The organism is Enterovirga rhinocerotis (assembly GCF_004363955.1).
Taxonomy (GTDB): Bacteria; Pseudomonadota; Alphaproteobacteria; order Rhizobiales; family Beijerinckiaceae; genus Enterovirga; species Enterovirga rhinocerotis.
Window position 1 is genome coordinate 209230 of record NZ_SNZR01000018.1, and the last position, 20160, is coordinate 229389.

Below are 20160 nucleotides of genomic sequence, written 5' to 3' on the forward strand. Positions count from 1 at the left end.
CGCGGCGAGGAAGTTGACGGAGAGGCCGTCGTATGGAGTTGCAAGGTGTCGCCGGTCTTAGCTGTTAAAACACGCGCGAGGAGGATTTATCGTCGACTGGCACCGCGGCTGAGAGAATAGACGACATCACGGAGTTCCGTCCCGATGACAACCTCGATGCGCTAGAGCCTGATCCGAGCGATTTGAATCGGGTTTGGATTCCCAAATCGTCTCGATGATGATTCAGACTGTCTGCCGGCGGAGGCCGGCAGGCATGTCGACACCTCTCTCGCTCGATCTTCGGACCCGTGTTCTGGCGGCTGTTGCGGCAGGTTCGAGCCATCGCGAGGCCGGTGAGCGCTTCGGGGTCAGCGCGGCGAGCGTTAGCCGATGGCGGGCTCTGGAGCGCGCGCACGGCAAGCCGGCCCCGAGGCCGATGGGCGGAGACCAGCGCTCGCGCCACATCGAGGCGCATGGTGCGCTGATCCTCCAGCTCTATGAAGCGGAACCGGACATCACCCTGCAGGAGTTGCGGGTGGCGCTGGCCGGGCGCGGTGTGGCGGTCGGCTACGGCGGGCTGTGGCGCTTCTTCGAGCGGCACGCGATCACCGTGAAAAAAAGACGGCGCATGCGTCCGAACAGGAGCGACCGGACGTCCTGAAGCGCCGCGAGTCCTGGTTCGAGAGCCAGCTCGATCTGGATCCTGCCCAACTGGTCTTCATCGACGAGACGTTGGCGTCCACCAACATGGCGCGCACGCGAGGTCGCGCGCCGCGCGGACAGCGCCTGCGGGCCGCCGTGCCCCATGGCCATTGGAAGACGACGACCTTCGTGGCCGGCCTGAGACAGGACGGAATCGTAGCTCCCTTCGTCCTCGACGGCCCCATCAATCGCGATGCGTTCGAGACCTATGTGGCCCGCGTGCTCGTCCCGGACCTGCGGCCCGGCGACATCGTCATCATGGACAACCTGTCCAGCCACAAGGGGCCGCGAGTGCGTGAGAGGATCGAAGCCGCGGGCGCGAGCTTACGCTACCTCCCGCCCTACTCGCCCGACTTCAATCCCATCGAGAACGCCTTCGCCAAGCTCAAGGCACTCCTGCGAAAGGCCGCAGAGCGGACCGTCGGCGCCCTCTGGGACAAGATCGGTCTGTTGATCGATGCCTTCACACCAGCCGAATGTGCCAACTACTTCACAGCCGCTGGATACGATGCAACGTGAACGGATTCCGCTCTAGACCGCGAGCCAGCCGCGTAGACGATCGGATCCGAAGGCATTGTGGGCGATCGGCTCCCGTCGACTCCAGAACGCGCTCCATCATGGTGATGCTAGCGATGCTTATCGGCGTCAGGGAGACGGCGGTTCGGCGGCACGCCGGCCAGCGTAGCGCCCTCATCACTCTGCGTCATGAGGGCTATCGTCGCGCAAGCACATCAAGACGGTAAGCATCGGTGCGCGCCGCCGTGATCGGGGCCATGAAGCACGCCGTTTCGGAAATGAAAAGGTCGGCAGCTTGGTCTCCGGTGAGCGGGTAGTGGGTGTCGCCGGTCCAGTGCACCAGCACAACGTATCCATCCGGGCGCAGGGTCGTTTGCACGAGCCGGGCGAGCCGGCCGACATCAGACGCCTCGAGGTAGTAGATCACCTCTGAGAGGAGGATCAGATCGAACGGGCCGTCTGGCCATTCGCCCGGAACCTGACCGCGGATGAACACGACGTGATCCTGCGCATGGCACCGTTCGCGGGCGCGATCGAGCGCGATTTCGGCGACGTCGAGCGCGACGAGGCGGTCGCATCGCTCCGCGATCTGCCGGGTCAGGACCCCGATGGAGCAACCCACCTCCAGTGCGGAGGCGAAGTGGGGATGCGGAAGAGCCGCGAGAGTCGCGTCGTATTTCGCGCGCTCGTAATCGCTGGTCTCGAAGCGCCATGGATCCGGATCGGCCGCGTAGCGCGCCTCAAAATACTCCGGGGGAAGCGTGCGCGCGTAGCGGGTCATTCCTCTACCTCCAGATAGATCTCGAAGGTTCGCGAGAACTGTGCGAGCATGGCCTCGTCGAGGCGGAAGCCGGCCGGATCGTCGGCGATCAGACCGGACGTCTGGGAACGATGGGCGGCCACCGCCGACCGCTTCGCCTCGGCATGGCGGCTGATGTCGAGGCGGAGGCCGCGGGGTGCTCTCCCGACCTCCGTTGCCGGCGGCAACGCCCATCCCCAGACGGGATAGGCCAGCAACCGGATCGTCGGGAGACGACGGCAGACGAGCCGCGCAATGGCGGCAGTGGCAGCGTGGTCGCAATGAGGATCATGGCGCCACGTCGCGAGGATTGTGCCTGCTTCGCATTCGCGGGCCATGTCCGCGATCCTATCGGCGGCGATGGCGGCCTCCGTGCCGTCGCTCGGGACGAAGCGATCGGCCAGCCGCAGGAAGCGGACGTGCTCAGCTTCGAGCCCGAGAGCACGCGCTGCTTCCACGGTCTCGCGCTCTCGCACCGTCCTGAGACAGTCCGGAGGATGGCTGGGCGAGTTAGGATGCGACCCCGTTCCGTCGCTCAGGACCACGACCCGCACGCTTGCCCCTCGCGCACAGGCCTCTGCAATGAGGCCGCCGCAGCCGAGGCTCTCGTCGTCGGGATGCGGCGCGAGCACCACCAAGCCGCGGCCGCGGGCGATGGCATCGAACTCGCCGAAGGGCAGCGCCTCGGCCGCCGCCAGAAACGCATCGGCTCTCATGGCCGCCAGAGCTCCCCTGCCTCTTCGGGTCCATCAAGAATCTCCGCGGCGGCGAGGTGGAGGGCGCGATCGGGTGCCGGCTGCCGCAGATAGACGGCGAGATCCCGCGAGAGACGCTCGAGGGGATGGCCGGCGAGGAACCCCTCCAACCCCACCGACCGTTGCGACAGCTGCAGGACGTCGAGACCGGCCCGCTCGACCGCGACGCGGGCAAGATTCACGAAGGCGACGATGCGGTCAGGTGGCAGCGAGTCGTCGGCCACGATGCCGGCGGCCCGTTCAACCCAGTGCCGCCCGCTCTCGATCGCGATGGCGCCTTCGCCGAGCCGTGCCAGCTGATGCGGATCGCCGCCCCGGCCGCCGATCCGGATGTGCCGCCGCCACACATCGAAGACGGCCTCGATACCGCCGAGCTGCACGGCGGCGAAGCGCCACGCGCCCCCGGAGAAGAACGGCTGGCAGTGATAGTCGTCGGGGCCTCCGATGACGGCGCCGGCTTCCACCTCGAGGCCCGTGAAGTCGACGGTGCCCGTCGCGGAGGCACGCATTCCCAGGGCTCGCCACGATGACAGATCCGCCCGGGTCCCGGCGTCCAGCGGCACCACCAGCATCATCGGCGCTCCCCCGGCACTCGGCCTGGCCGTGACGAGAGCCCGGGTCACGAAGCCGGCGCCGGACGCGAACGCCTTCCGGCCCGTCAGCGACAGGCCCTCGCCCGACTGGGAGAACGTAAGCCCGTCCGGTTTGGGCTCCGTGTTCCAGACCCCGAACAGATGACCATCGGTCGCGTCCCCGAACAGAGACCGCTGCTGGTCCGGCGTCCCGTAGCGGGCGATGATCTGAAGCGCGTTGACGTGCCCTTCATATAGCCGGCCGAGGGCGAGGTTGCCGTAACCGACGCGTCGGAGCACGTCGGCCAGCTTGCGGAAGCGCGGCTCCTCCCCGAGGCCCGCACCGCCTGCGCTGGAGGGAACGAGCGCGGCAAGCAGCCCCGACCCGGCCAGAGCGCGAACGTCTTCGAGCGGAAAGGAGCCGTCGCAATCGAGCGCCGCGGCACGGGCGGCCGCCTGCGCGGCGATCCGGCGTGCGGCCGCCGGCGCGTCAAAGGAGATGGTCGGCGGTGTTCTCTGGTCCATCCCCGTTCCTCAGCTTTGCGTCGGTTCCGCAGGCGCGGGCAGATGTCTCCGCCCCTCGGCGGGAGCGATGGACGGAAGAACGAATGGGCGCTGGCTGGCGCCCCGGATCCGAGCGATCGCGGCCCGCGCCAACCGAATGTTCACCGGCAGCTCGGCCGGCCGCAGAGGACGATAGCTCAGCAGAAGGCTGGCTTCCTCGACCGCCGCCAGCACTGCTCCGAAGGTCGGCAGGGCCGCGATCCGGGCGGCGCTCTCCCGGCCGAGGCCGAGCCACGGGCCCCAGGAGAGATACCGGTTCAGGCGGCGCTCCGCATGGAGCCGCCGGAGCCGGCGCCGCCACACGAAGCGGAACAGGGCGCGCGGCAGTGCTTCGAGCCGGGGATCGCACGGGCTGTCGCGCACCTCGCAGCGCAGCCGTATGGTGTCCGCCGCCCCGCCCGGCGCGCGGCCCTGAAGCCGACCGGAGGTCGTCACCTTCACAGCGGGGTCGTGCCGAACAACCGCACCGTTCGAGACCAGCAACGCGATGAACGCACGGTCCTCGCCGAGAGCCAGCGCGGGCATGCCGCCGACGCGCCGATACGCGCCGAGACGAACCGCGAGCGTCGCCCCGGACGTCGTCCAATGCCGCGGCCAGGGATCGTGAGCGAGCGGATCGATCCGGGCCTCCAATGCGATCAGCAACGCTTCGTAGAGACTTTCCAAATGCCCGCGTGCATGAAGCGCGGCTGGAAGAACCGCGGCGTCCTGGTCGTCCAGCTCGATCTGCCCAGCCACGGCATCGGCGCCGCACGCAATCGCGGCGAGATTTCGGGCTACCCAGTCCGGCGCCACCCGGCTGTCGGCGTCAGTGGTCAGGAGGATGCCGGCATCCGCTCCTCGCTCGTCGAGCAGAGCTGCAGCGGCCTCCATGGCTTCACGCCGAGCCCAGCCGGCATTGGCGGCCTCGGAGTTCCGCTCGATCACGACGATCTGAAGATCGATCACCGGCAAGAGCGAAGCCACGATCCGTGCCGTGTCATCGGTACAATTGTTCAGGAACAAGACGATCGCGAGACTATGGGCTTCGATGCCGATCTGTGAGGCCAGGGCCATCAGGCAATCCTGGATCCGTTCGGCCTCGTTGCAGACGGGGATCGCGACAACCGCCGTAGGCCGTGAGATGGCATTGCCCGCGCTCATCGTGTCCCGTCCATCAGCGCTCATCGCCTCGGCAGGCGGTCATTTGCCAGCGGCACTCAACGTTCGAGCACACTGGGGGTTCGGACCTGAAGCAGCGGTCTCGAACGACGTCGGGATAGCGGCGGCAAGGAAGCACAAGATCGTCAGCCAGGAAAACGAACCTTCTTAACGACGGACCGCCCGACGGCTCGCGCTCGCGCCGCGCGTGCGGTTTCCAATCAAAAGATGCGGCGCCAGCCGCTGGCTTCCGACATCCGGCGCCTCGTCGATCTCTTCGACCGCCGAATGCCAAAGCTACTTCGCGTCTGCCGGATACGATGCAGCCTGATCGGACGCGCGCTCTCACGCCCCGTCGGCCTCATCCTCTGTCGGCAGCTCGCAACGGTTATGGATGCTGGTCGCGGCGATTGCGGCCTGTCCCATTGCGACCACGACCTGGTCCAACCCGCGGACCACCCCGCCGGCCGCATAAAGGCCCGGCACGGTAGTCTGGCCGTGCTCGTCCGTGACCAGAGCTCCCGAGCCGTCGTGCTCGGCTCCGAGGGCGAGTGCGAGGTCGGAGCGACGGGTCAATCCGAGTGCGGAATAGAGCACCTCGAAACGCTGCTCCTCTCCACCGAGAAGCAGCGTCGCGATCCGTCCGCCTTCGACCTCGAGCGCGGTGACGGGGTCGCGGACCACCGCAATGCCGTGCTCGTCCAGTCGGCTTTGCTGCTCGGAATTGGGCATCAGGGGTTGGTCGAGGGTGAGCAGTGTGACGTCGCGCGAGTAGGTCCGGGCGACGAAGATGGCCTCGCCCATCCCCCGGTCGCCGTGGCCGATCACGGCGATGCGCCGGCCGGCCGCCTCATTGCCGTCGCAAATCGGGCAGTAGCGCACGAGGCCGCGCCGGACCGCGTCCGGCAGGTTGGGGAAGTCTGGCTCCGTATCGAGCGATCCGCTGGCGAGGAGCACGCGCCGGGCCTCGACGCGGCACACGGTCCCGTCGGCAAGCCGTATCTCGGCAACGAAGTCACGAGACCGCTTCTCAATCGACGTGACGGTCCCGACAAGCGGCGCGACGCCGTATGGGGCGAGCTGGGCGCGCTGCCTGTCGAGGATTTCCCTGCCGCCGATCCCATGGGCGAACATCGGGATGTTGTGGCTGGTCGGGATCCACTCGGCTCGGCTCCGCCCTGAATCGACCAGGAGGAAACGGCGGCGAAAGCGCGCGAGATACAAGGCTGCCGTCAGCCCGGCCGGACCGCCGCCGATGATGAAGCAGTCGAGCCGATCCCTGTCCTTCACGTCCTCTCGAGGGCCCGAGGTGACCAATCGGTCCGGCGCCGTCACGCGCGCCTGCGGGCCGTGCATCGCCTCCTTGTCGGTGACGAAGCCGTCCGCGACCAAGCCGTCTGGGGCATCCGGCGGCTCGTTATCAACGACGGGAACACGGAGGGCGGAGGAGGACATGAGCTTCCGGCTGACGGCGGGGGCGCCAAAGGGAGAGGGCTGCCTTTTGGCAGCCCCCGTTTGCGTGACGTGGATACGAACGCGTCAGGCAGCTTTGCGGGCTGACTTGGCTTGCACCGGAGCTTCGGCCTCGTCTTGTTTACCGGCTCCCTCCGCATTCGCCTGCTCCGCGATCTGAGTCAGGAGTTCGTCCGCCCGCTTCTCCTCTTGCAGCGTCTCATCGAGGAGGCCGACGGCATCGTCTATGCCGAGCTGGCCGGCCCAGGTCTTCAGCATGCCGTAGCGGGCGATCTCGTAATGCTCGATTGCCTGGGCGCAGCCGATCAGGACTGCATCCGCGGCGGGACCGCTGCCGAAATCCTCGAGGTCCTCCTCCATCTCGGCCGTTAGCCCCTGCATGGCCTCGCAGGTCTTGCTCCGGGCCGGCTTGCCGATGATCTCGAAGACCCGCTGCAGCCGCTCGACCTGGTGCGCGCTCTCCTCGGCATGCGTCTCGAACGCCTTCCTCAGTTCCGCAGATTCTGCCGCCTTGGCCGACTTCTTGAGCGCCTTAACCGATTGCTTCTCGGCGTAATAGACGTCCTTCAGAGTCTCATAGAAGGCATCAGAGAGAGTTTTCTGATTTGTAGCCATGTTATCCTGCTTTCAGTTACGTTATCGAAAGTATTATTGTAGATAAAAGGAAGAACGTTCAGCCGGAAATAAAGGTCCGCCATGCAGGCCATTTAGTCCGGCATGCTCGGCCGCGCCTGCTGCCAGCCGGATTGACGCCCCGGCCGGCCGAAAAGCGGACCTTGGGTCAGCGGGCAGCGCGGCCGCCCAATCGTGCCATCGTGACCGTCGGATCCACGGCGCCGAAGCGCCCGCCGAACCACGCCGCGAGCGCGCCGAGAAGGAGCGCGAGGCTGGCCAGAAGCGCGCCTCGCGAGACTGTCTTCGCCGCCGTATCGGCCACCTGGGCAGCCTGACGCTTGGTCGCCTCGAGGGTGTCGCGGTACTGCTTCTCGTAGCCGGCGATGCGATTGCGGGCCTCCTCCACCGGGATGCTCTGCGACCGAGCCAGTGCCAGTGCGGCACGCTCGCGGGCGTCGTTCGCTCTCGCCGCGTCCCCCGTGAGGAGGTCGCGAAGGGCCGAGACCGCTTCGTCACGGAGCGCCGCGGGATCGGTTCCGGTCGAGCCACGCACCGTGCTCTCGATGGCCGAGAACGGGTCGGTTGAGCCTGCCATCGCGGGAGCGGCCGCTTGAATCGCGGTGCCGGCTGTCCGACCCAAGCCGCCGACCGCTCCGCTGACCGTGTTGAACGCGCCGCCGACGAGGCTGCCCACGGCCGTGCTGAGGAGATAGAACACGAGGAGGGTCGTTGCCGCCCATGACGTCAGCCCGTGCCAGCCGCCGGCGGACTCGCTGGGCCTTCCCGACAGGCGGCTTGCGACGTAGCCGCCGAAGAACGCCGCCACGATGCCGGACAGGGCCCACCAGATGCCGGCGCCGATCGAGAACGTGCTGACGGCGGGATTGTCGGACGTCATCGGATCGAGCGTCGACGCGCCGATTCCGATGCCGATCATGTTCAGGATCAACTGCGCGACGAGCGCGGTCGCCACGCCGGCCAGGATGGCGCCCCAGGAGACCCTGTTGATCAGGATCGTCCGCGCATCCTCCCCGGTCGGGGCCGCAGAGGATGGGAGGGCTTCGCGTGTGCGGTTTACTGCTGGCTGGTCACTGACTGATGAGGACATCGGGACTCCATTCGGTGACATCTGCCACGTCGTGAGAAAAATGCTACGCTATCCATCACATAAACGCGGCCCGAAATCCCTAATTCAAGTGAAGTTTCTTACCGATATATGTCCACGCAGATCGCTCTGACTTTCGGCGCTCAGCTGGTCAGCGTCCTTAGCCTTGTCACAGGGGTCGCCGGCTCCTGCCCGAGGCAGCCGCAGGCCTGCTCGCCCAACCTGAACCCTTCGAGCCGCTCTTCCAAGGTGAAGGGAGGCCGGAAGCGCTGGACGCTATATGGGGGCCCGTACGTCCGACGCGACACGGTCATGATGGATGGGAAAGCCGCCGCGCATTCGCTTGAACCGTCCGGCGATAGTCATCGACGACGGAATCCGTCGTCGCGCCGCCCGCCAGCCGCCCCGCCGCGGCGTGCCCTGCCTCGAGTTTCTCGAGGACCATCAACTGAGCCTCGCGCCACGCAGTTGTGCCGCCGCCCGCCAGCCTTGCAAGCCGGAGCGCCACAACCTGCTGCGACTCGAGCGCAAGCAGGGACATGTTGAGCCAGGGCCCGATCATCTTCGCCTCCTTGCAGGGGGCGACCGATCCCCTTGTCTCGGGGATCGAAAAGCGATCCCTTCACGGCGCCGCCGGACGCGGGGGCGAATGAGGCCCCTGATCCGCCGCCACCCCCGTCTGGGCATGCGGCATCGTGACGGCCGCCACTCCCGCGGCCGTCAGAACCTGGACGTCCGAGATGCCCGTTCGGAAGCGGGCGAGGATCGCGAGGCTCACCCGCGTCTTCACGTCGCCGGACGGCCAGCCCTGCGGCACGCGGTCCCCGCCCACGATCTCGATTAGGGCGAGATCATAGGCACGCGTGATGATCCCGATTTCCTCGGGCCCCAGCACGTCGGACGTCGTTCGTTGTCGCTGAACCATGATCACCTCGTGCCATCAGTCGCGGCGGATGCGCCGGCCCGGAGCGGAAGGGATGCTCCGGAGCCATTAGAGAGCATTCGGGAAGCGGCACGTGCCACCCAGGTTAGGATTTTGAAATCTCTTCCTGAATCGCGAGGAACCGAGAAGAACGACCTGTCCGGCGATGAAATATTGCTCACGATGGACTTCCCAGGAGGGCGTCCGGGCTCGCGACGAAGCGGTGCCGCCGATGGAGGGCAGGTGCGCGCTCTCAAGCTTCCGCTCTCGTCGCGGCCATCTTGAGGAGCGGCTTCGAGCGCTTGCGTCGCCGCCCGGACTAAGTCGCAGGTCGGCGCCTATTCCGAGGCCGGAAGGACGTCCCGGAAGGTGAGGACGAGGTCGAGATTTCCAGCTTCGTCACAGATTTCGAAGCGTTGATGATCGACGCCTCGCCCGGCCCTCAGGTTCTCGGCCATGATGTCGCGCGCTCCCTGGATGGCCGCCGCCCTGGCCGCGTCGAGATCGCGCAGCTCAATCCCGACCTCGTCGGGCATGAACATGTCGGGGCTGCGGATATGAAAGAAGTATCGGGGCACATGGCCTCCTGCCGTTGGGGAAGCGCTGGCGCCCCTCGCCGACGGAGTCCGAAACTACTCGCCGCCAGTGCAACGGATATGATATCGGCCTAGTCCAACCGCAAATAGCGCAGGTTAAGGAACGTCTATTTATCCGAAAGGATGTCGGATTGTGTGAGGACGTCGCCAACAATAAACTCTCCCGCTCGAGGGGGCAGTGGAATCGAGGCATGGCCGCATGGACAACGTTCTGGCGCGCAAGCTCGAGGCCTTCGGGCCGCTGCCGGATGACGACCGCTGTCTCCTCGATGCCGCGGTGAGTTCTCCGCGACTGATCGGTGCCGACGAGGACATCGTCCGAGAGGGCGACCCGACGGGCGACGTCCACCTGGTCGTCGAGGGGTTCGCCTGCCGCTACAAGCTTTTGAAGAACGGCGACCGCCAGATCGTCGCATTCCTTGTCCCGGGCGACATCTGCGACATGCACGTTTTCATCCTTCGGGCCATGGACCACAGCATAGCCACCCTCTCGCCCGCCAGGGTGGTCGACATCCCTCGTGCCCGCATCCTGGAGATGACGGAGCGACCGGCGCTTGCACGCGCCTTCTGGTGGGCCACGCTGGTCGACGAGGCGATCCTACGGGAATGGCTGCTGAACATCGGCCAGCGGGAAGCAGAGGGGCGCATCGCGCACCTCATTTGCGAACTCCACGCGCGGTTGAAGCTCGTCGGCTTGGCCGATGGCGACCGGTTCGCGCTTCCGATCACGCAGGCCGAGATCGGAGACGCCCTCGGCCTCTCCGCCATCCACGTCAACCGGTCCCTTCAGAGCCTGCGAGCTCAGAACCTCCTGACCCTTCGCTACCGGGAACTCGTCATCCTCGATCCCGATCGTCTGCGGACCCTCGGCGAGTTTACCCCGAACTACCTACATCTGGCCGGCGGCAAGCGGGACCGGCCTTCGGAGCCGGCCCCGGGATGACGGATTAGTCGGTGGTGAATCGACGGGTTCCCGGGGCGCCTGGGGCCGTTGGACAATCTCGCTCTGCCGATCCTCTGTGCAGGCGTAGCCCGTTTTGGCGGTCGCTCAAAAATCTCGGCCACGAGCCGGCTTCGCTACTCGACAATAATTTCCCGGCGGACGCGCAGACTAAAGGAACTTACTGTCGGCCATCGACTTATCTGGCGCCCGAGTTTTCCAGCCCGGCCTAGAAAGATAACATATGATAAGCGGATGTTCGGAGAAAACACACGGATCCGTAGGAAGATCGCACTGGAGCTTTCTCGAGCGATCCCAGCGAGATGCTTTGGTCTGTTTTTCCCATCTGCGCTGGGATTTCGTGTGGCAGCGGCCGCAGCATCTCCTTACCAGAGCGGCTGCGTCATTCAATGTTTTATTCGTAGAAGAGCCCATTTTTAAAGCAGATGCGTTGCCCCGACTCGATCTTCGAAAGGCGGGGCCGGTCACGGTCGCGGTGCCCGTCCTTCCGTCCGGGTTGTCGGAAAGGGAGACGGCAGACCGGCAGCGGAAGCTGCTCGACGGCCTGCTGCAGTCTGGAGGGGGCGATCCTGCCGTGCTCTGGTACTACACTCCGATGGCCATGCCGTTCTCCGACCACCTTTCGGCGGAGGTGGTCGTGTACGACAACATGGACGAGCTCTCGGCCTTCCGCGGAGCGTCTCCGGCTATGCTGGCCAAAGAGAACGAGCTTCTCGCTCGGGCCGATCTGATCTTCACCGGAGGGATCAGTCTGTACGAGGCGAAACGCCACCGGCATCCCGATATTCGGCCGTTTCCCTCGAGCGTGGATGAGGCCCATTTTGCAGCCGCTCGGCCCCGTCGGGGCCCGCAGCCAGCTGATCAGGAGAGTATTCCTGCTCCACGTCTCGGGTTCTACGGCGTCATCGACGAGCGTTTCGACATGCCCCTCCTGGAGGGCTTGGCCGCGTTGCGCCCGGACTGGCATTTCATCATGGTCGGGCCTGTCCTGAAGATCGACCCGGCCACGTTGCCCCGGCGCCCCAATATCCATTGGCTGGGACAGAAGGCATATGAGGATCTCCCTGCCTACCTCTCGGGTTGGGACGTCGGCCTCATGCCGTTCGCCCTCAACGAGGCGACCAGATTCATCAGTCCGACGAAGACCCTGGAGTTCCTTGCTGCGGGTCTTCCGGTCATCTCCACGCCGATCAGGGACGTGGTGCGTCCCTATGGTGAGAAGCGGCTCGTCCAGATCGCCCGGACCCCCAGGGAGTTTGTGGCCGCCGCCGAGAAGGTGATGGGCCGCGCGGATCCCGCCTGGATCGCTGAGGTCGACCGACACCTGGCCAGCACCTCGTGGGATTTGACCTGGGCGGCGATGGGGCGACTCATCGCCGACGAACTCGGCAGACCGGCGCCTCGGCTGACACCGGCCCCGCCCGCCGTCGCCGCTGCGAGGTAGGCATGTACGACTGGCTCATCGTCGGGGCAGGATTTGCCGGCAGCGTCCTCGCCGAGCGCCTCGCGAGCGAGCGCGGCGACCGCGTGCTGCTAATTGATCGCCGTGCCCATATCGGCGGCAATGCCTATGACCGCTACGACGATGCGGGCCTCCTGGTCCACCGGTACGGACCGCACATTTTCCACACCAACTCTGATATGGTTTTCAACTACCTCTCGCAGTTCACCGCGTGGCGGCCCTACGAGCATCGCGTCCTCGCGGATGTCGACGGCCAGCTCGTTCCCATCCCGATCAATCTCGACACGGTCAACCGGCTGTACGGTCTCGATCTCGGGCAGGACGACCTCGAGGGCTGGTTCGCGGATCGCGCGGAGAAGATTCCAGAGATCCGGACCTCCGAGGATGTCGTCGTGTCCAAGGTCGGGCGCGAGCTCTACGAGAAGTTCTTCCGTGGCTATACGAAGAAGCAATGGGGGCTCGATCCGTCCGAACTTGACAAGACCGTCACCGCCAGGGTTCCGACGCGCACTGATCGGGACGATCGCTATTTCACCGATACTTTCCAGGCGATGCCGAAGCACGGCTACACGCGGATGTTCGAAGCCATGCTCTCGAACCCGAGCATCCATCTCATGCTGCAGACCGAGTACCGGGCCATCCGGGATGTCATCCCCCATCGGCGGACGGTCTTTACCGGGCCCATCGACGAGTTCTTCGACTACCGTTTCGGACGGCTGCCGTACCGGTCGCTCCGGTTCAAGCATGTCACCGTCGACAAGGAGCAACACCAGCCAGTCGCGGTCGTCAACTATCCCCAGACCGAGGACTACACGCGGGTCACCGAATACAAGTACCTGACCGGGCAGATCCATCCGCGAACGAGCATGTCCTACGAGTACCCTGCGGCTGACGGGGACCCCTATTATCCCATTCCTCGGCCTGAAAACGGTGCCTTGTTCAAGCAATATGAGCGGCTCGCCCTCTCTACGCCGGATATCTGGTTCGTCGGACGGCTGGCCACGTACCGCTATTACAACATGGATCAGGTCGTCGGGCAGGCGCTCTCCACGTTTCGGCGCATCTCGGAGGAAGTGCCGAAGGCAGGGGAGCCGCAGCGGCGATCGGGTCGGGCCGAGCGCCGCGGCCGCGGCCGCCGGCCCGGATAGCAGATGAGCGGAGTGCAGCTTTGGGGCGGTCTCGAATGCACGATCACGAGGATCGGCGATGACTATCGCGACCAGTTCGCCGAAACGGGACATCACGGTCGGATCGGCGACCTCGACCTCGTGGCGGGTCTCGGAATAAAGACGCTCCGCTATCCGGTGCTTTGGGAAGCGACGTCGCCCGATATCGCGGCGGGACGGGACTGGGCGTGGCACGACGACCGCCTCGCCCGCCTGCGAGAACTCGGGATCGATCCCATCGTGGGCCTGCTCCATCATGGGAGCGGATTGAGGGATACCGACCTTCTTGACCCCCGTTTCCCAAAGCGATTTGCCGAGCACGCTCGGAAGGTCGCGCGTCGGTACCCATGGGTCAATCGATTCACGCCGGTGAACGAGCCGCTGACGACCGCGCGCTTCAGCGCGCTTTATGGGCATTGGTATCCTCACCGACGCAGCTATCCGGATTTTCTGCGGGCGCTGGTGAATCAGTGCTCCGCGACCGTCCTGGCCATGAAGGCGATCCGCCAGACGAACCCTCGCGCCGAGCTGATCCAGACGGAAGATATCGGGCGGGTCTTCTCGACTGGCGAGCTGGCCTATCAGGCGTCCCACGAGAACGAGCGACGGTGGCTTTCTCTTGATCTCCTCTGCGGCCGCGTCGACCCGGTTCATCCCTTCTGGCCCATCCTGCGGGATCACGGAATCAGCGAAGATGAACTTCGGACCTTCCTGACGGTTCGCTCGCCCGACATGATCGGGATCAACCACTATCTGACGAGCGAGCGATACCTGGACGGAGACGTCGGCCGCTACCCACCGGCGTTTCACGGCGGGAATGGACGCGAGCTTTACGCGGATGTCGAGGCTGTCCGCATCGGACATCTCGACTCGGAGGTCGGCCCGCTTGCCCGCATCCGGGAAGTTGCCGCTCGTTACGGCGGTCCGCTCGCTCTGACCGAGGTGCATCATGGCTGTAGCCGAGACGAGCAGCTCCGCTGGCTGCACATGGCGTGGTCGGCGGGGCTCGCGGCGCGGGAAGAGGGCTTCGACTTCCGCGCCGTGACCCTCTGGTCGATGTTCGGCGCCTACGATTGGAACTCGCTTCTGACCCGGAAGGAACACCTCTATGAGGCGGGCGCCTTCGACGTCAGGGGGAAGAAGCCTCGCCCCACCGCTCTGGCTCACGCCGCCCGCTTCCTGGCCGAGACGGGCAGGTTCGATCATCCCGTGCTCGCCACGCCCGGCTGGTGGCGTCGCGACGGTCGGTTCTACGAACCGGAAGCGTCAGCGCCCGAGATCACGCGTGGATCTGAAGCGACCATTCTGCTGGTCGGCTCCGACGATCGGTTTGCAGCGGAGTGCCTGCGCATCGCCCGGCATCGGGGGCTCGAGATCCAGCGTGTACCCGGACGCCATGACGGTGCGATCGTTCGTTTTGCAGAGCACGCCCCATGGGCCGTTCTGGATGCCAGCGACTTTGCTTGCCCAGGTCCCACGGTTAGCGAGGACCTGACGTCCTGGCCGGCCTTCGCCGCTCGCAACGGCTTGCCCTTCTGCCTCCTCTCACGATCGGACGTCTTCGATGCCCGACCCGGACGAGCGGCTTCGGAAGACGGCCTTCCGTCGCCGGGAAGCGTGTGGGGGCACCGGCAGGCGGCCCGGGAAGAGGCAGTGACGGCCCAGCACGCCGGCGCTTTGGTGGTGCGAGCCGGCATGTTGTTCGGCCCCGGATCCGACTATCCGATGAGGGGGAATATCGTTGAGCCGGCGTCCCGACCGATCGAGTCTCAATCGATCGATGGCCGGTTCAGCTATGTTCCCGATCTCATTCATGTGGTCTTCGATCTCCTGCTCGATGAGGAACGGGGAGTCTGGCATCTCGTAAACGGGGATCCCCACGGCACAGGGAACCCAAGCCGAGCGACGCCCTTCCTCGCGGCAAATCGCGGCGTCATCATGCCGTCGCTAGAAAGCGCCCTGGCCCGCGAGGCAGGAAGGCTGGAAGCCGCGCGCAGCGTGGCCTTGGAAGCCGCAGAGTGAACGAGCGGCGGCTGCGTTGTTCTCGTCGCGCTTCGGCCGCTGACCGTGGCCCCTCGCTCCCGCCGAAGCGGGAACGTCACGTGTAGACGTCGCGCCGTCAATTCCATCCTTGCGGGCGGATCTCCCAAGACATCGACGCGATGAACGGGCCCCGCGTTTCCAGAGGCGGCTTCGGAACGCCGCCCGCATCTGCTCGTTGAGCCTGAGCGACAGGAGGGCGACTTGGGCACACAGCGACGACGATGTCGACAAACCCCTCGCGAGGGATGACGGCCGTCAATCCGAGGCCCAGCGGCTCATCATTGGCGGGGGCGGCGAGAGTGGGAGACCCGAGCCGAAGACGCGGAAGGAGCGGGAGGACCGTGGCTCAGTCGCAATCCCGGGCGTCGGCCGGTCGATACCGGGCGGCCGCAGCCAAGCCACTGGAGACCGCCGGCGATCAGTCGAAGGCGGTCGCGCAGCGTCAGGACGAGATATCGGCCGCACTCAACCCGAGCCGGAAAAGGATAGGCCTCCCCAGTTTCGCCTTCAGCGAGGCATCGATTTGGTGCGTGGACGGAGGTGAGCCGCCCGTTCACAGCCAGGGGCTCACCGAAAAGCCGCGATCCGTTTGGAGGCCCCGCAAGGCGGGCCGAATCACCGCATTTGAGGAATGACATTGGCCCCGCAAACGATCCTCGTGTTCGGTGGTGGCAACGCCCTCGCGGCGTACCATGCCGGTGCGTATGAGGAGATGGTTCACCGGGATATCCGTCCTGACTGGATCATCGGTGCGTCCGCCGGCGCCGTCACGGGCGCCATCATCGTCGGCAATTCGCGCGAGCGCCGGATCGAGCGGCTGCGGGAATTCTGGGCTGAGGCCACCACGGCGACCCCTCTCGGGCCGTCCGATCCGAAGCTGCGTCAGTATTACAACGGCTGGCACGTGGCATGGGCCGCGCTGTTCGGGCGGCCCAGCATCTTCAGACATCGGTGGCCAGGTTTCTGGGGAGTTTTTCCTGGACCGCAGAACGATATCGCGCTCTACGATCATAGACCTCTCGCAGCGACCCTCGAGCGCCTCGTCGACTTCGACCTCCTGAACCGTGCGGAAATCCGCTTCTCGGTTGCGGCCGTGGACATCGAAACGGGGGGAGAGGTCGTGTTCGACAACCGGAAGGACCGCATCGGGCCCCATCACATCCTGGCGAGTTCTGCCATCACGCCCGGCTTCGCGCCGGTCGAGATCGATGGCCGGATGTTGTGCGACCCAGGTTACGTGAACAACACTCCCGTCGATATCGCCTTCGCGAATCCCCCCGAACGCGAGACAACCGTCATTCTGCTGGAGCTGTTCAGCCTCGGAAGTCCTCGGCCCGCGTCCATCGATGCAGTTCTAGAGCGCACGCAGGATATCCTGTTTGCCAGTCCGACGCGGAAATCCATCGAGGCGCTCCAGCGAGAATACGGGCTTCGCACGGAAATCGTGCCTGACTCGCCGTCAGTCCGGCTTCTGCATCTCGCCTATCAGGCTCCAGCGCATGAACTTTCGATGAAGGCTATCGACTTCTCGCCCTCATCCATCAGAGACCGCTGGGCGGCGGGCGCCATGGATCTTCGCACCGGCTTCGACCGCCTGAACGCGGCCGGTCCGAGGCCCGGGCTGGATTATGTCACGCTCTCGGCCTCCCAGCCGGACGCTTCCGCGGCCGAGGCGTCGCGATATTCAGATCGCCCGTAGCAGCACGGGCTCACCGCCCGTCGTAGAGGCCGAGGGCCCGCAAGGTGTCGAGCTGGCCGCTGATCAGCTTGTCTCCGATGTCGCGCCGGTATCGAACATCCGGAATGACGATGCGATCCGCGAGCGAGACGGCAGCCTTCTGAGCCTCCGTTACTGTGTCGCCGAGGCCCGTGACTACCATCGTCCAGCCGTGAAAGCCCGCTGTCACGGGCTGTCCGGACGGATCGAGTGCCATCTCGCCCCAGTGCAGGTTGGCAATGTCGGCTTCCGTGGGCGCGCCGTCGAAGAGGACCGGCAGACCGAGCTCTTCCGGGACCCATGCCCTGGTGAAAGGAAAAGGCCTCGTCGTCATCACGATACCTACGCTGTAACCGTCGTGCGTCTCGAAGCGCGTCGACGAACGCGTGACCATGGATCGGAAGAGCTGCGCCCATCCTGTTCGCTGGAGGGGCGCAAGAACCGCGAAGCCCGGATAACCGAACCGACAGGTGAATTCGAGCGGCCAGATTCCCTCAGCGTTCACGATGGTGTTGATGTTGATGTAGCCGAGATAGCCGTGCTCGCGCAGCAGCGGGGCGACCCTCGCCAACGTCGCTTCGAAGAAGGATTTCGTTCCGCAGTAGGTGGCGACGGTCCCCATTTCCCCGGTCAGCTCGCCAAGGTCCCCGGGAAAAAACCTCTTGTGCTCCCAGTCGAGACAGGCCGGCTCCAGGAAATCGTGCCCGTTGAAATAGGCGCCGACCCCCATCTCGACGCCCTCAACGTGGTCCATCAGGATGAACCTCGTCGGTTTCCCGTCACGCTGGCGCATCCTCGCCTGCACCATCGCCGCGACGTCGCGTCCGTCGACCATGCGGCCGACATAGTTGTCGCCCGCGGCGAAATCCTCGACCCCTGAGAACTTCAGGACGTAACGGCCGGGATTGGCCTCGATGTGGCTCACCGCGGCCGCGGCGTCGTCGAAACCCCAGCTTCGCGCCGTCCGCATGCCGAACCCGGCCATTATTTCCTGGCCGAAGGTGCGGTCGTTCTCCAGCCTGTCGCCGAAGGCGGATCCTCCGATGACATTCAGCCCATCGGCGCGCAGTCTGTCCTGTAAAGCGCCGCTCTGGCCCGCCACGCTCTCGAACAGGATGATCCCGTCGGGGCCGGCCTCGCGCACCCAGTCCAGGTGCTCCTGCCAGGAGTCGACGCGCCGGACGATGCCGGCCATCACCCCGTGGCACATCTGCTCGCCGATATGCACCCGGACCTCATGCCCGGCTTCGATCAGACTTTTGTACAGCGAATTGAGGTCGCAGCTCTCGCCAATCCCGAGAAAGCGCATCTCCGTCTCCCGGTACCCCTTCCGAACTTCGGAAGGACGATTATGCTGACGGTATGCTCCTCGTCCGGACCTATGTCGCCCCGAGTTTGATCGAAGGGCTGGGCCTGTTCGCGAGCGAACGCATCTCTGCAGGCACCGCGGTCTGGAGGTTCGTCAAAGGGCTCGATCTTCTTATCGAGCCGGCCGACGCAGACCGTTACGGCTCCGTCTTTCGCGACTTCCTCGACCGGTACGCCTACGTCTCCCATGACTTTCCCGCCTACCTCGTCGTCTCCTGCGACCACGCGAAGTTCATGAACCATGACGTGAGGCCCAACGTCGTGAGCCGAGGGACCACCTCATACGCCATTCGCGACATCGTGGAGGGCGAAGAGCTGACGTGCGACTATCGTTCGATCTCGGTCGGGTTCGACGGCTTCCGATAGCGTCGGCCCGCTGTGTCGGAACGAAGGGCCACGAGGGAGATTGTCCGGCGCGAGCGCGGACTGATGATGCCAGAACCGAACCCCTTGGTGGTCGCCACCGCTGAACCTGCCATCCTCGAAGCTCGGTCGTGGTTGGACCGGTACGACGGCGCGCTCGGCCTTCCGATGGACCTCAGCCAGGCGGGGCCACCATTTCCCCCGGACAGCGAACTCCTGGCGCGCATCGCGGCCGCGGCTGCGGACCCGGACACCGCGCGGTACGGACCGGTCCGCGGCGAATCGAGCCTCAGGATCGCCTACCGGGACCACCTCCAGACATTATACGGCGGCGATTTCGATCCCGAAGGCGTCACGATCACGGCCGGTTGCAATCAGGCGTTCTTCATCGTCGCCTTGGCGCTGCTGCAGCGAGGCGACGCGGTTCTTCTTCCAAGTCCTTGGTATTTCAATCACAAGATGACGTTCGATATGCTCGGCATCAATGTGAGGCCGCTCCCATGTCGACCGGAAGCCGGCTACCTGCCGGATGTCGAGGAAGCCGCGGCCGCCATGGACCAGGGGGTACGGGCGGTCGTTCTCGTCACACCCAACAATCCGACGGGGGCCGAATATCCGACGGAGCTGATCGCGCAGTTTCATGACCTATGCCGGCGCAGGGGAGCCTGGCTGATCGTCGACGACACCTATCGCGATTTCCGTCGTACTCCGCACGCTCCGCACTCTCTCGCAACCCGAGCTTGGCCGGAGGATGTCATCGGCCTCTACAGCTTCTCGAAAGGCTACGCGGTTCCTGGTCACCGGCTCGGCGCGATCATGGCTTCGGCCTCGCTCGCACCCCAGATCCTCAAGGTCCAGGACTGCGTTCAGATCTGTGCCGGGCGGCCCATCCAGATCGCGATGACGTGGGGGGTTCAGAAACTCGATGGCTGGCGGGACGCGCGGCGCGATCAGGTCTTTGCTGCCTCGACCCGCCTGACCGACGCGCTTCGAGGCAGCGGATGGACGGTCGACGGGATCGGCGCCTACTTCGCCTATCTGCGCCACCCTTATCCGGGTACGTCTGCGTCCGCCATTTCGGCAGGGCTCGCGACGCAGGTCGGCGTCCTCACCATACCCGGCGGCAGCTTCGGGCCTCATCAGGACGGTCACTTGCGGTTATCCTTGCCGTCGATCACGTCTGCCCGGGCAGCCGACCTCCGTTCGCGCCTCTCAGCCTTCGATAGTCTCCAGAGGGTCCATACCGCTTGAGCGTTGCCGGAGCTGCGAGATTCGCTCCGCCAGAGAGCGTCTTTGGAACTCTGCGAGCGAGCCGCGTTTGCTATGCGGCAGTCTGTGATGG

General features: G+C 65.5%; 19 protein-coding genes. 8 read left to right on the plus strand and 11 right to left on the minus strand.

Annotation, left to right across the window (positions count from 1 at the left end):
* Positions 1-253 precede the first annotated feature (253 nt).
* A protein-coding gene (locus EV668_RS24010) for an IS630 family transposase (RefSeq protein ID WP_133774996.1) occupies positions 254-1200 on the plus strand; the annotation gives its coding sequence in 2 pieces (ribosomal slippage) (positions 254-592 and positions 595-1200; 945 coding nt in all).
* Between the two features lie 193 nt (positions 1201-1393).
* On the opposite strand, the gene EV668_RS24015 is transcribed toward EV668_RS24010, so the two are convergent.
* From EV668_RS24015 to EV668_RS24060, 10 genes are all read right to left on the minus strand, one after another.
* On the minus strand, positions 1394-1978 hold the full coding sequence (locus tag EV668_RS24015; protein ID WP_133774998.1) for a class I SAM-dependent DNA methyltransferase: 585 nt from the start codon (positions 1976-1978) through the stop codon (positions 1394-1396).
* Positions 1975-2712, minus strand: a complete 738-nt coding sequence (locus EV668_RS24020) for a PIG-L deacetylase family protein (RefSeq protein ID WP_133775000.1) — start codon at positions 2710-2712, stop codon at positions 1975-1977. The genes EV668_RS24015 and EV668_RS24020 overlap by 4 nt, the downstream gene beginning before the upstream one ends.
* Positions 2709-3848, minus strand: a complete 1140-nt coding sequence (locus EV668_RS24025) for an acyl-CoA dehydrogenase family protein (protein ID WP_133775002.1) — start codon at positions 3846-3848, stop codon at positions 2709-2711. The genes EV668_RS24020 and EV668_RS24025 overlap by 4 nt, the downstream gene beginning before the upstream one ends.
* A gap of 9 nt (positions 3849-3857) precedes the next feature.
* On the minus strand, positions 3858-5030 hold the full coding sequence (locus EV668_RS24030; protein ID WP_133775004.1) for a glycosyltransferase family 2 protein: 1173 nt from the start codon (positions 5028-5030) through the stop codon (positions 3858-3860).
* Between the two features lie 342 nt (positions 5031-5372).
* The gene (locus EV668_RS24035; RefSeq protein WP_245513417.1) at positions 5373-6419 is read right to left on the minus strand and encodes an NAD(P)/FAD-dependent oxidoreductase; all 1047 of its coding nucleotides are present in this window, start codon (positions 6417-6419) and stop codon (positions 5373-5375) included.
* A 147-nt stretch (positions 6420-6566) separates the two neighbouring features.
* Positions 6567-7115 carry a YciE/YciF ferroxidase family protein gene (locus EV668_RS24040; protein WP_133775006.1) on the minus strand — a complete coding sequence of 183 codons (549 nt, stop codon included), beginning with the start codon at positions 7113-7115 and terminating at the stop codon, positions 6567-6569.
* Positions 7116-7281: 166 nt separating this feature from the next.
* Positions 7282-8223: a PhnA-like protein gene (locus EV668_RS24045; RefSeq protein ID WP_245513419.1), complete on the minus strand. Its 942-nt coding sequence runs from the start codon at positions 8221-8223 to the stop codon at positions 7282-7284.
* Positions 8224-8530: 307 nt separating this feature from the next.
* The gene (locus EV668_RS24050; protein WP_133775008.1) at positions 8531-8782 is read right to left on the minus strand and encodes a hypothetical protein; all 252 of its coding nucleotides are present in this window, start codon (positions 8780-8782) and stop codon (positions 8531-8533) included.
* Between the two features lie 60 nt (positions 8783-8842).
* Positions 8843-9145, minus strand: a complete 303-nt coding sequence (locus tag EV668_RS24055) for a hypothetical protein (RefSeq protein WP_133775010.1) — start codon at positions 9143-9145, stop codon at positions 8843-8845.
* 335 nt (positions 9146-9480) lie between these two features.
* A complete protein-coding gene (locus EV668_RS24060) occupies positions 9481-9720 on the minus strand; it encodes a DUF6894 family protein (protein ID WP_133775012.1) in 240 nt (79 codons plus the stop codon).
* Between the two features lie 217 nt (positions 9721-9937).
* On the opposite strand from EV668_RS24060, the gene EV668_RS24065 reads away from it, so the two are divergent.
* The 5 genes from EV668_RS24065 to EV668_RS24085 all read left to right on the plus strand — a co-directional run bounded on the left by EV668_RS24065 (position 9938) and on the right by EV668_RS24085 (position 17069).
* On the plus strand, positions 9938-10681 hold the full coding sequence (locus EV668_RS24065; protein ID WP_133775014.1) for a Crp/Fnr family transcriptional regulator: 744 nt from the start codon (positions 9938-9940) through the stop codon (positions 10679-10681).
* Between the two features lie 325 nt (positions 10682-11006).
* Positions 11007-12143, plus strand: coding sequence for a glycosyltransferase family 1 protein (locus tag EV668_RS24070; RefSeq protein WP_245513421.1), 1137 nt, complete (start codon positions 11007-11009; stop codon positions 12141-12143).
* Between the two features lie 2 nt (positions 12144-12145).
* Positions 12146-13309 (plus strand): UDP-galactopyranose mutase, encoded by a 1164-nt coding sequence (gene glf, locus EV668_RS24075; RefSeq protein WP_133775018.1) that lies wholly within the window; start codon positions 12146-12148, stop codon positions 13307-13309.
* A 3-nt stretch (positions 13310-13312) separates the two neighbouring features.
* Positions 13313-15349, plus strand: a complete 2037-nt coding sequence (locus EV668_RS24080; protein ID WP_133775020.1) for a sugar nucleotide-binding protein — start codon at positions 13313-13315, stop codon at positions 15347-15349.
* A 658-nt stretch (positions 15350-16007) separates the two neighbouring features.
* Positions 16008-17069, plus strand: a complete 1062-nt coding sequence (locus EV668_RS24085; RefSeq protein WP_245513423.1) for a patatin-like phospholipase family protein — start codon at positions 16008-16010, stop codon at positions 17067-17069.
* Positions 17070-17079: 10 nt separating this feature from the next.
* On the opposite strand, the gene EV668_RS24090 is transcribed toward EV668_RS24085, so the two are convergent.
* Positions 17080-18396 carry a phosphoribosylamine--glycine ligase gene (locus EV668_RS24090; protein ID WP_133775024.1) on the minus strand — a complete coding sequence of 439 codons (1317 nt, stop codon included), beginning with the start codon at positions 18394-18396 and terminating at the stop codon, positions 17080-17082.
* A 53-nt stretch (positions 18397-18449) separates the two neighbouring features.
* Here EV668_RS24090 and EV668_RS24095 point away from each other — a divergent pair, with 53 nt between their 5' ends.
* Complete coding sequence (locus tag EV668_RS24095) at positions 18450-18821, plus strand: SET domain-containing protein (protein ID WP_133775026.1); 372 nt, start codon at positions 18450-18452, stop codon at positions 18819-18821.
* A gap of 63 nt (positions 18822-18884) precedes the next feature.
* Positions 18885-20069, plus strand: a complete 1185-nt coding sequence (locus EV668_RS24100) for an aminotransferase (protein WP_133775028.1) — start codon at positions 18885-18887, stop codon at positions 20067-20069.
* The last annotated feature ends 91 nt before the right edge of the window (positions 20070-20160 follow it).

Coding starts and splice junctions, on each gene's coding strand:
- EV668_RS24015 (WP_133774998.1), bottom strand. CDS start 1,978: ATGACCCGCTACGCGCGCACGCTTCCCCCGGAGTATTTTGAGGCGCGC.
- EV668_RS24020 (WP_133775000.1), bottom strand. CDS start 2,712: ATGAGAGCCGATGCGTTTCTGGCGGCGGCCGAGGCGCTGCCCTTCGGC.
- EV668_RS24025 (WP_133775002.1), bottom strand. CDS start 3,848: ATGGACCAGAGAACACCGCCGACCATCTCCTTTGACGCGCCGGCGGCC.
- EV668_RS24030 (WP_133775004.1), bottom strand. CDS start 5,030: ATGAGCGCGGGCAATGCCATCTCACGGCCTACGGCGGTTGTCGCGATC.
- EV668_RS24040 (WP_133775006.1), bottom strand. CDS start 7,115: ATGGCTACAAATCAGAAAACTCTCTCTGATGCCTTCTATGAGACTCTG.
- EV668_RS24045 (WP_245513419.1), bottom strand. CDS start 8,223: ATGTCCTCATCAGTCAGTGACCAGCCAGCAGTAAACCGCACACGCGAA.
- EV668_RS24050 (WP_133775008.1), bottom strand. CDS start 8,782: ATGATCGGGCCCTGGCTCAACATGTCCCTGCTTGCGCTCGAGTCGCAG.
- EV668_RS24055 (WP_133775010.1), bottom strand. CDS start 9,145: ATGGTTCAGCGACAACGAACGACGTCCGACGTGCTGGGGCCCGAGGAA.
- EV668_RS24065 (WP_133775014.1), top strand. CDS start 9,938: ATGGACAACGTTCTGGCGCGCAAGCTCGAGGCCTTCGGGCCGCTGCCG.
- glf (WP_133775018.1), top strand. CDS start 12,146: ATGTACGACTGGCTCATCGTCGGGGCAGGATTTGCCGGCAGCGTCCTC.
- EV668_RS24080 (WP_133775020.1), top strand. CDS start 13,313: ATGAGCGGAGTGCAGCTTTGGGGCGGTCTCGAATGCACGATCACGAGG.
- EV668_RS24090 (WP_133775024.1), bottom strand. CDS start 18,396: ATGCGCTTTCTCGGGATTGGCGAGAGCTGCGACCTCAATTCGCTGTAC.
- EV668_RS24095 (WP_133775026.1), top strand. CDS start 18,450: ATGCTCCTCGTCCGGACCTATGTCGCCCCGAGTTTGATCGAAGGGCTG.
- EV668_RS24100 (WP_133775028.1), top strand. CDS start 18,885: ATGATGCCAGAACCGAACCCCTTGGTGGTCGCCACCGCTGAACCTGCC.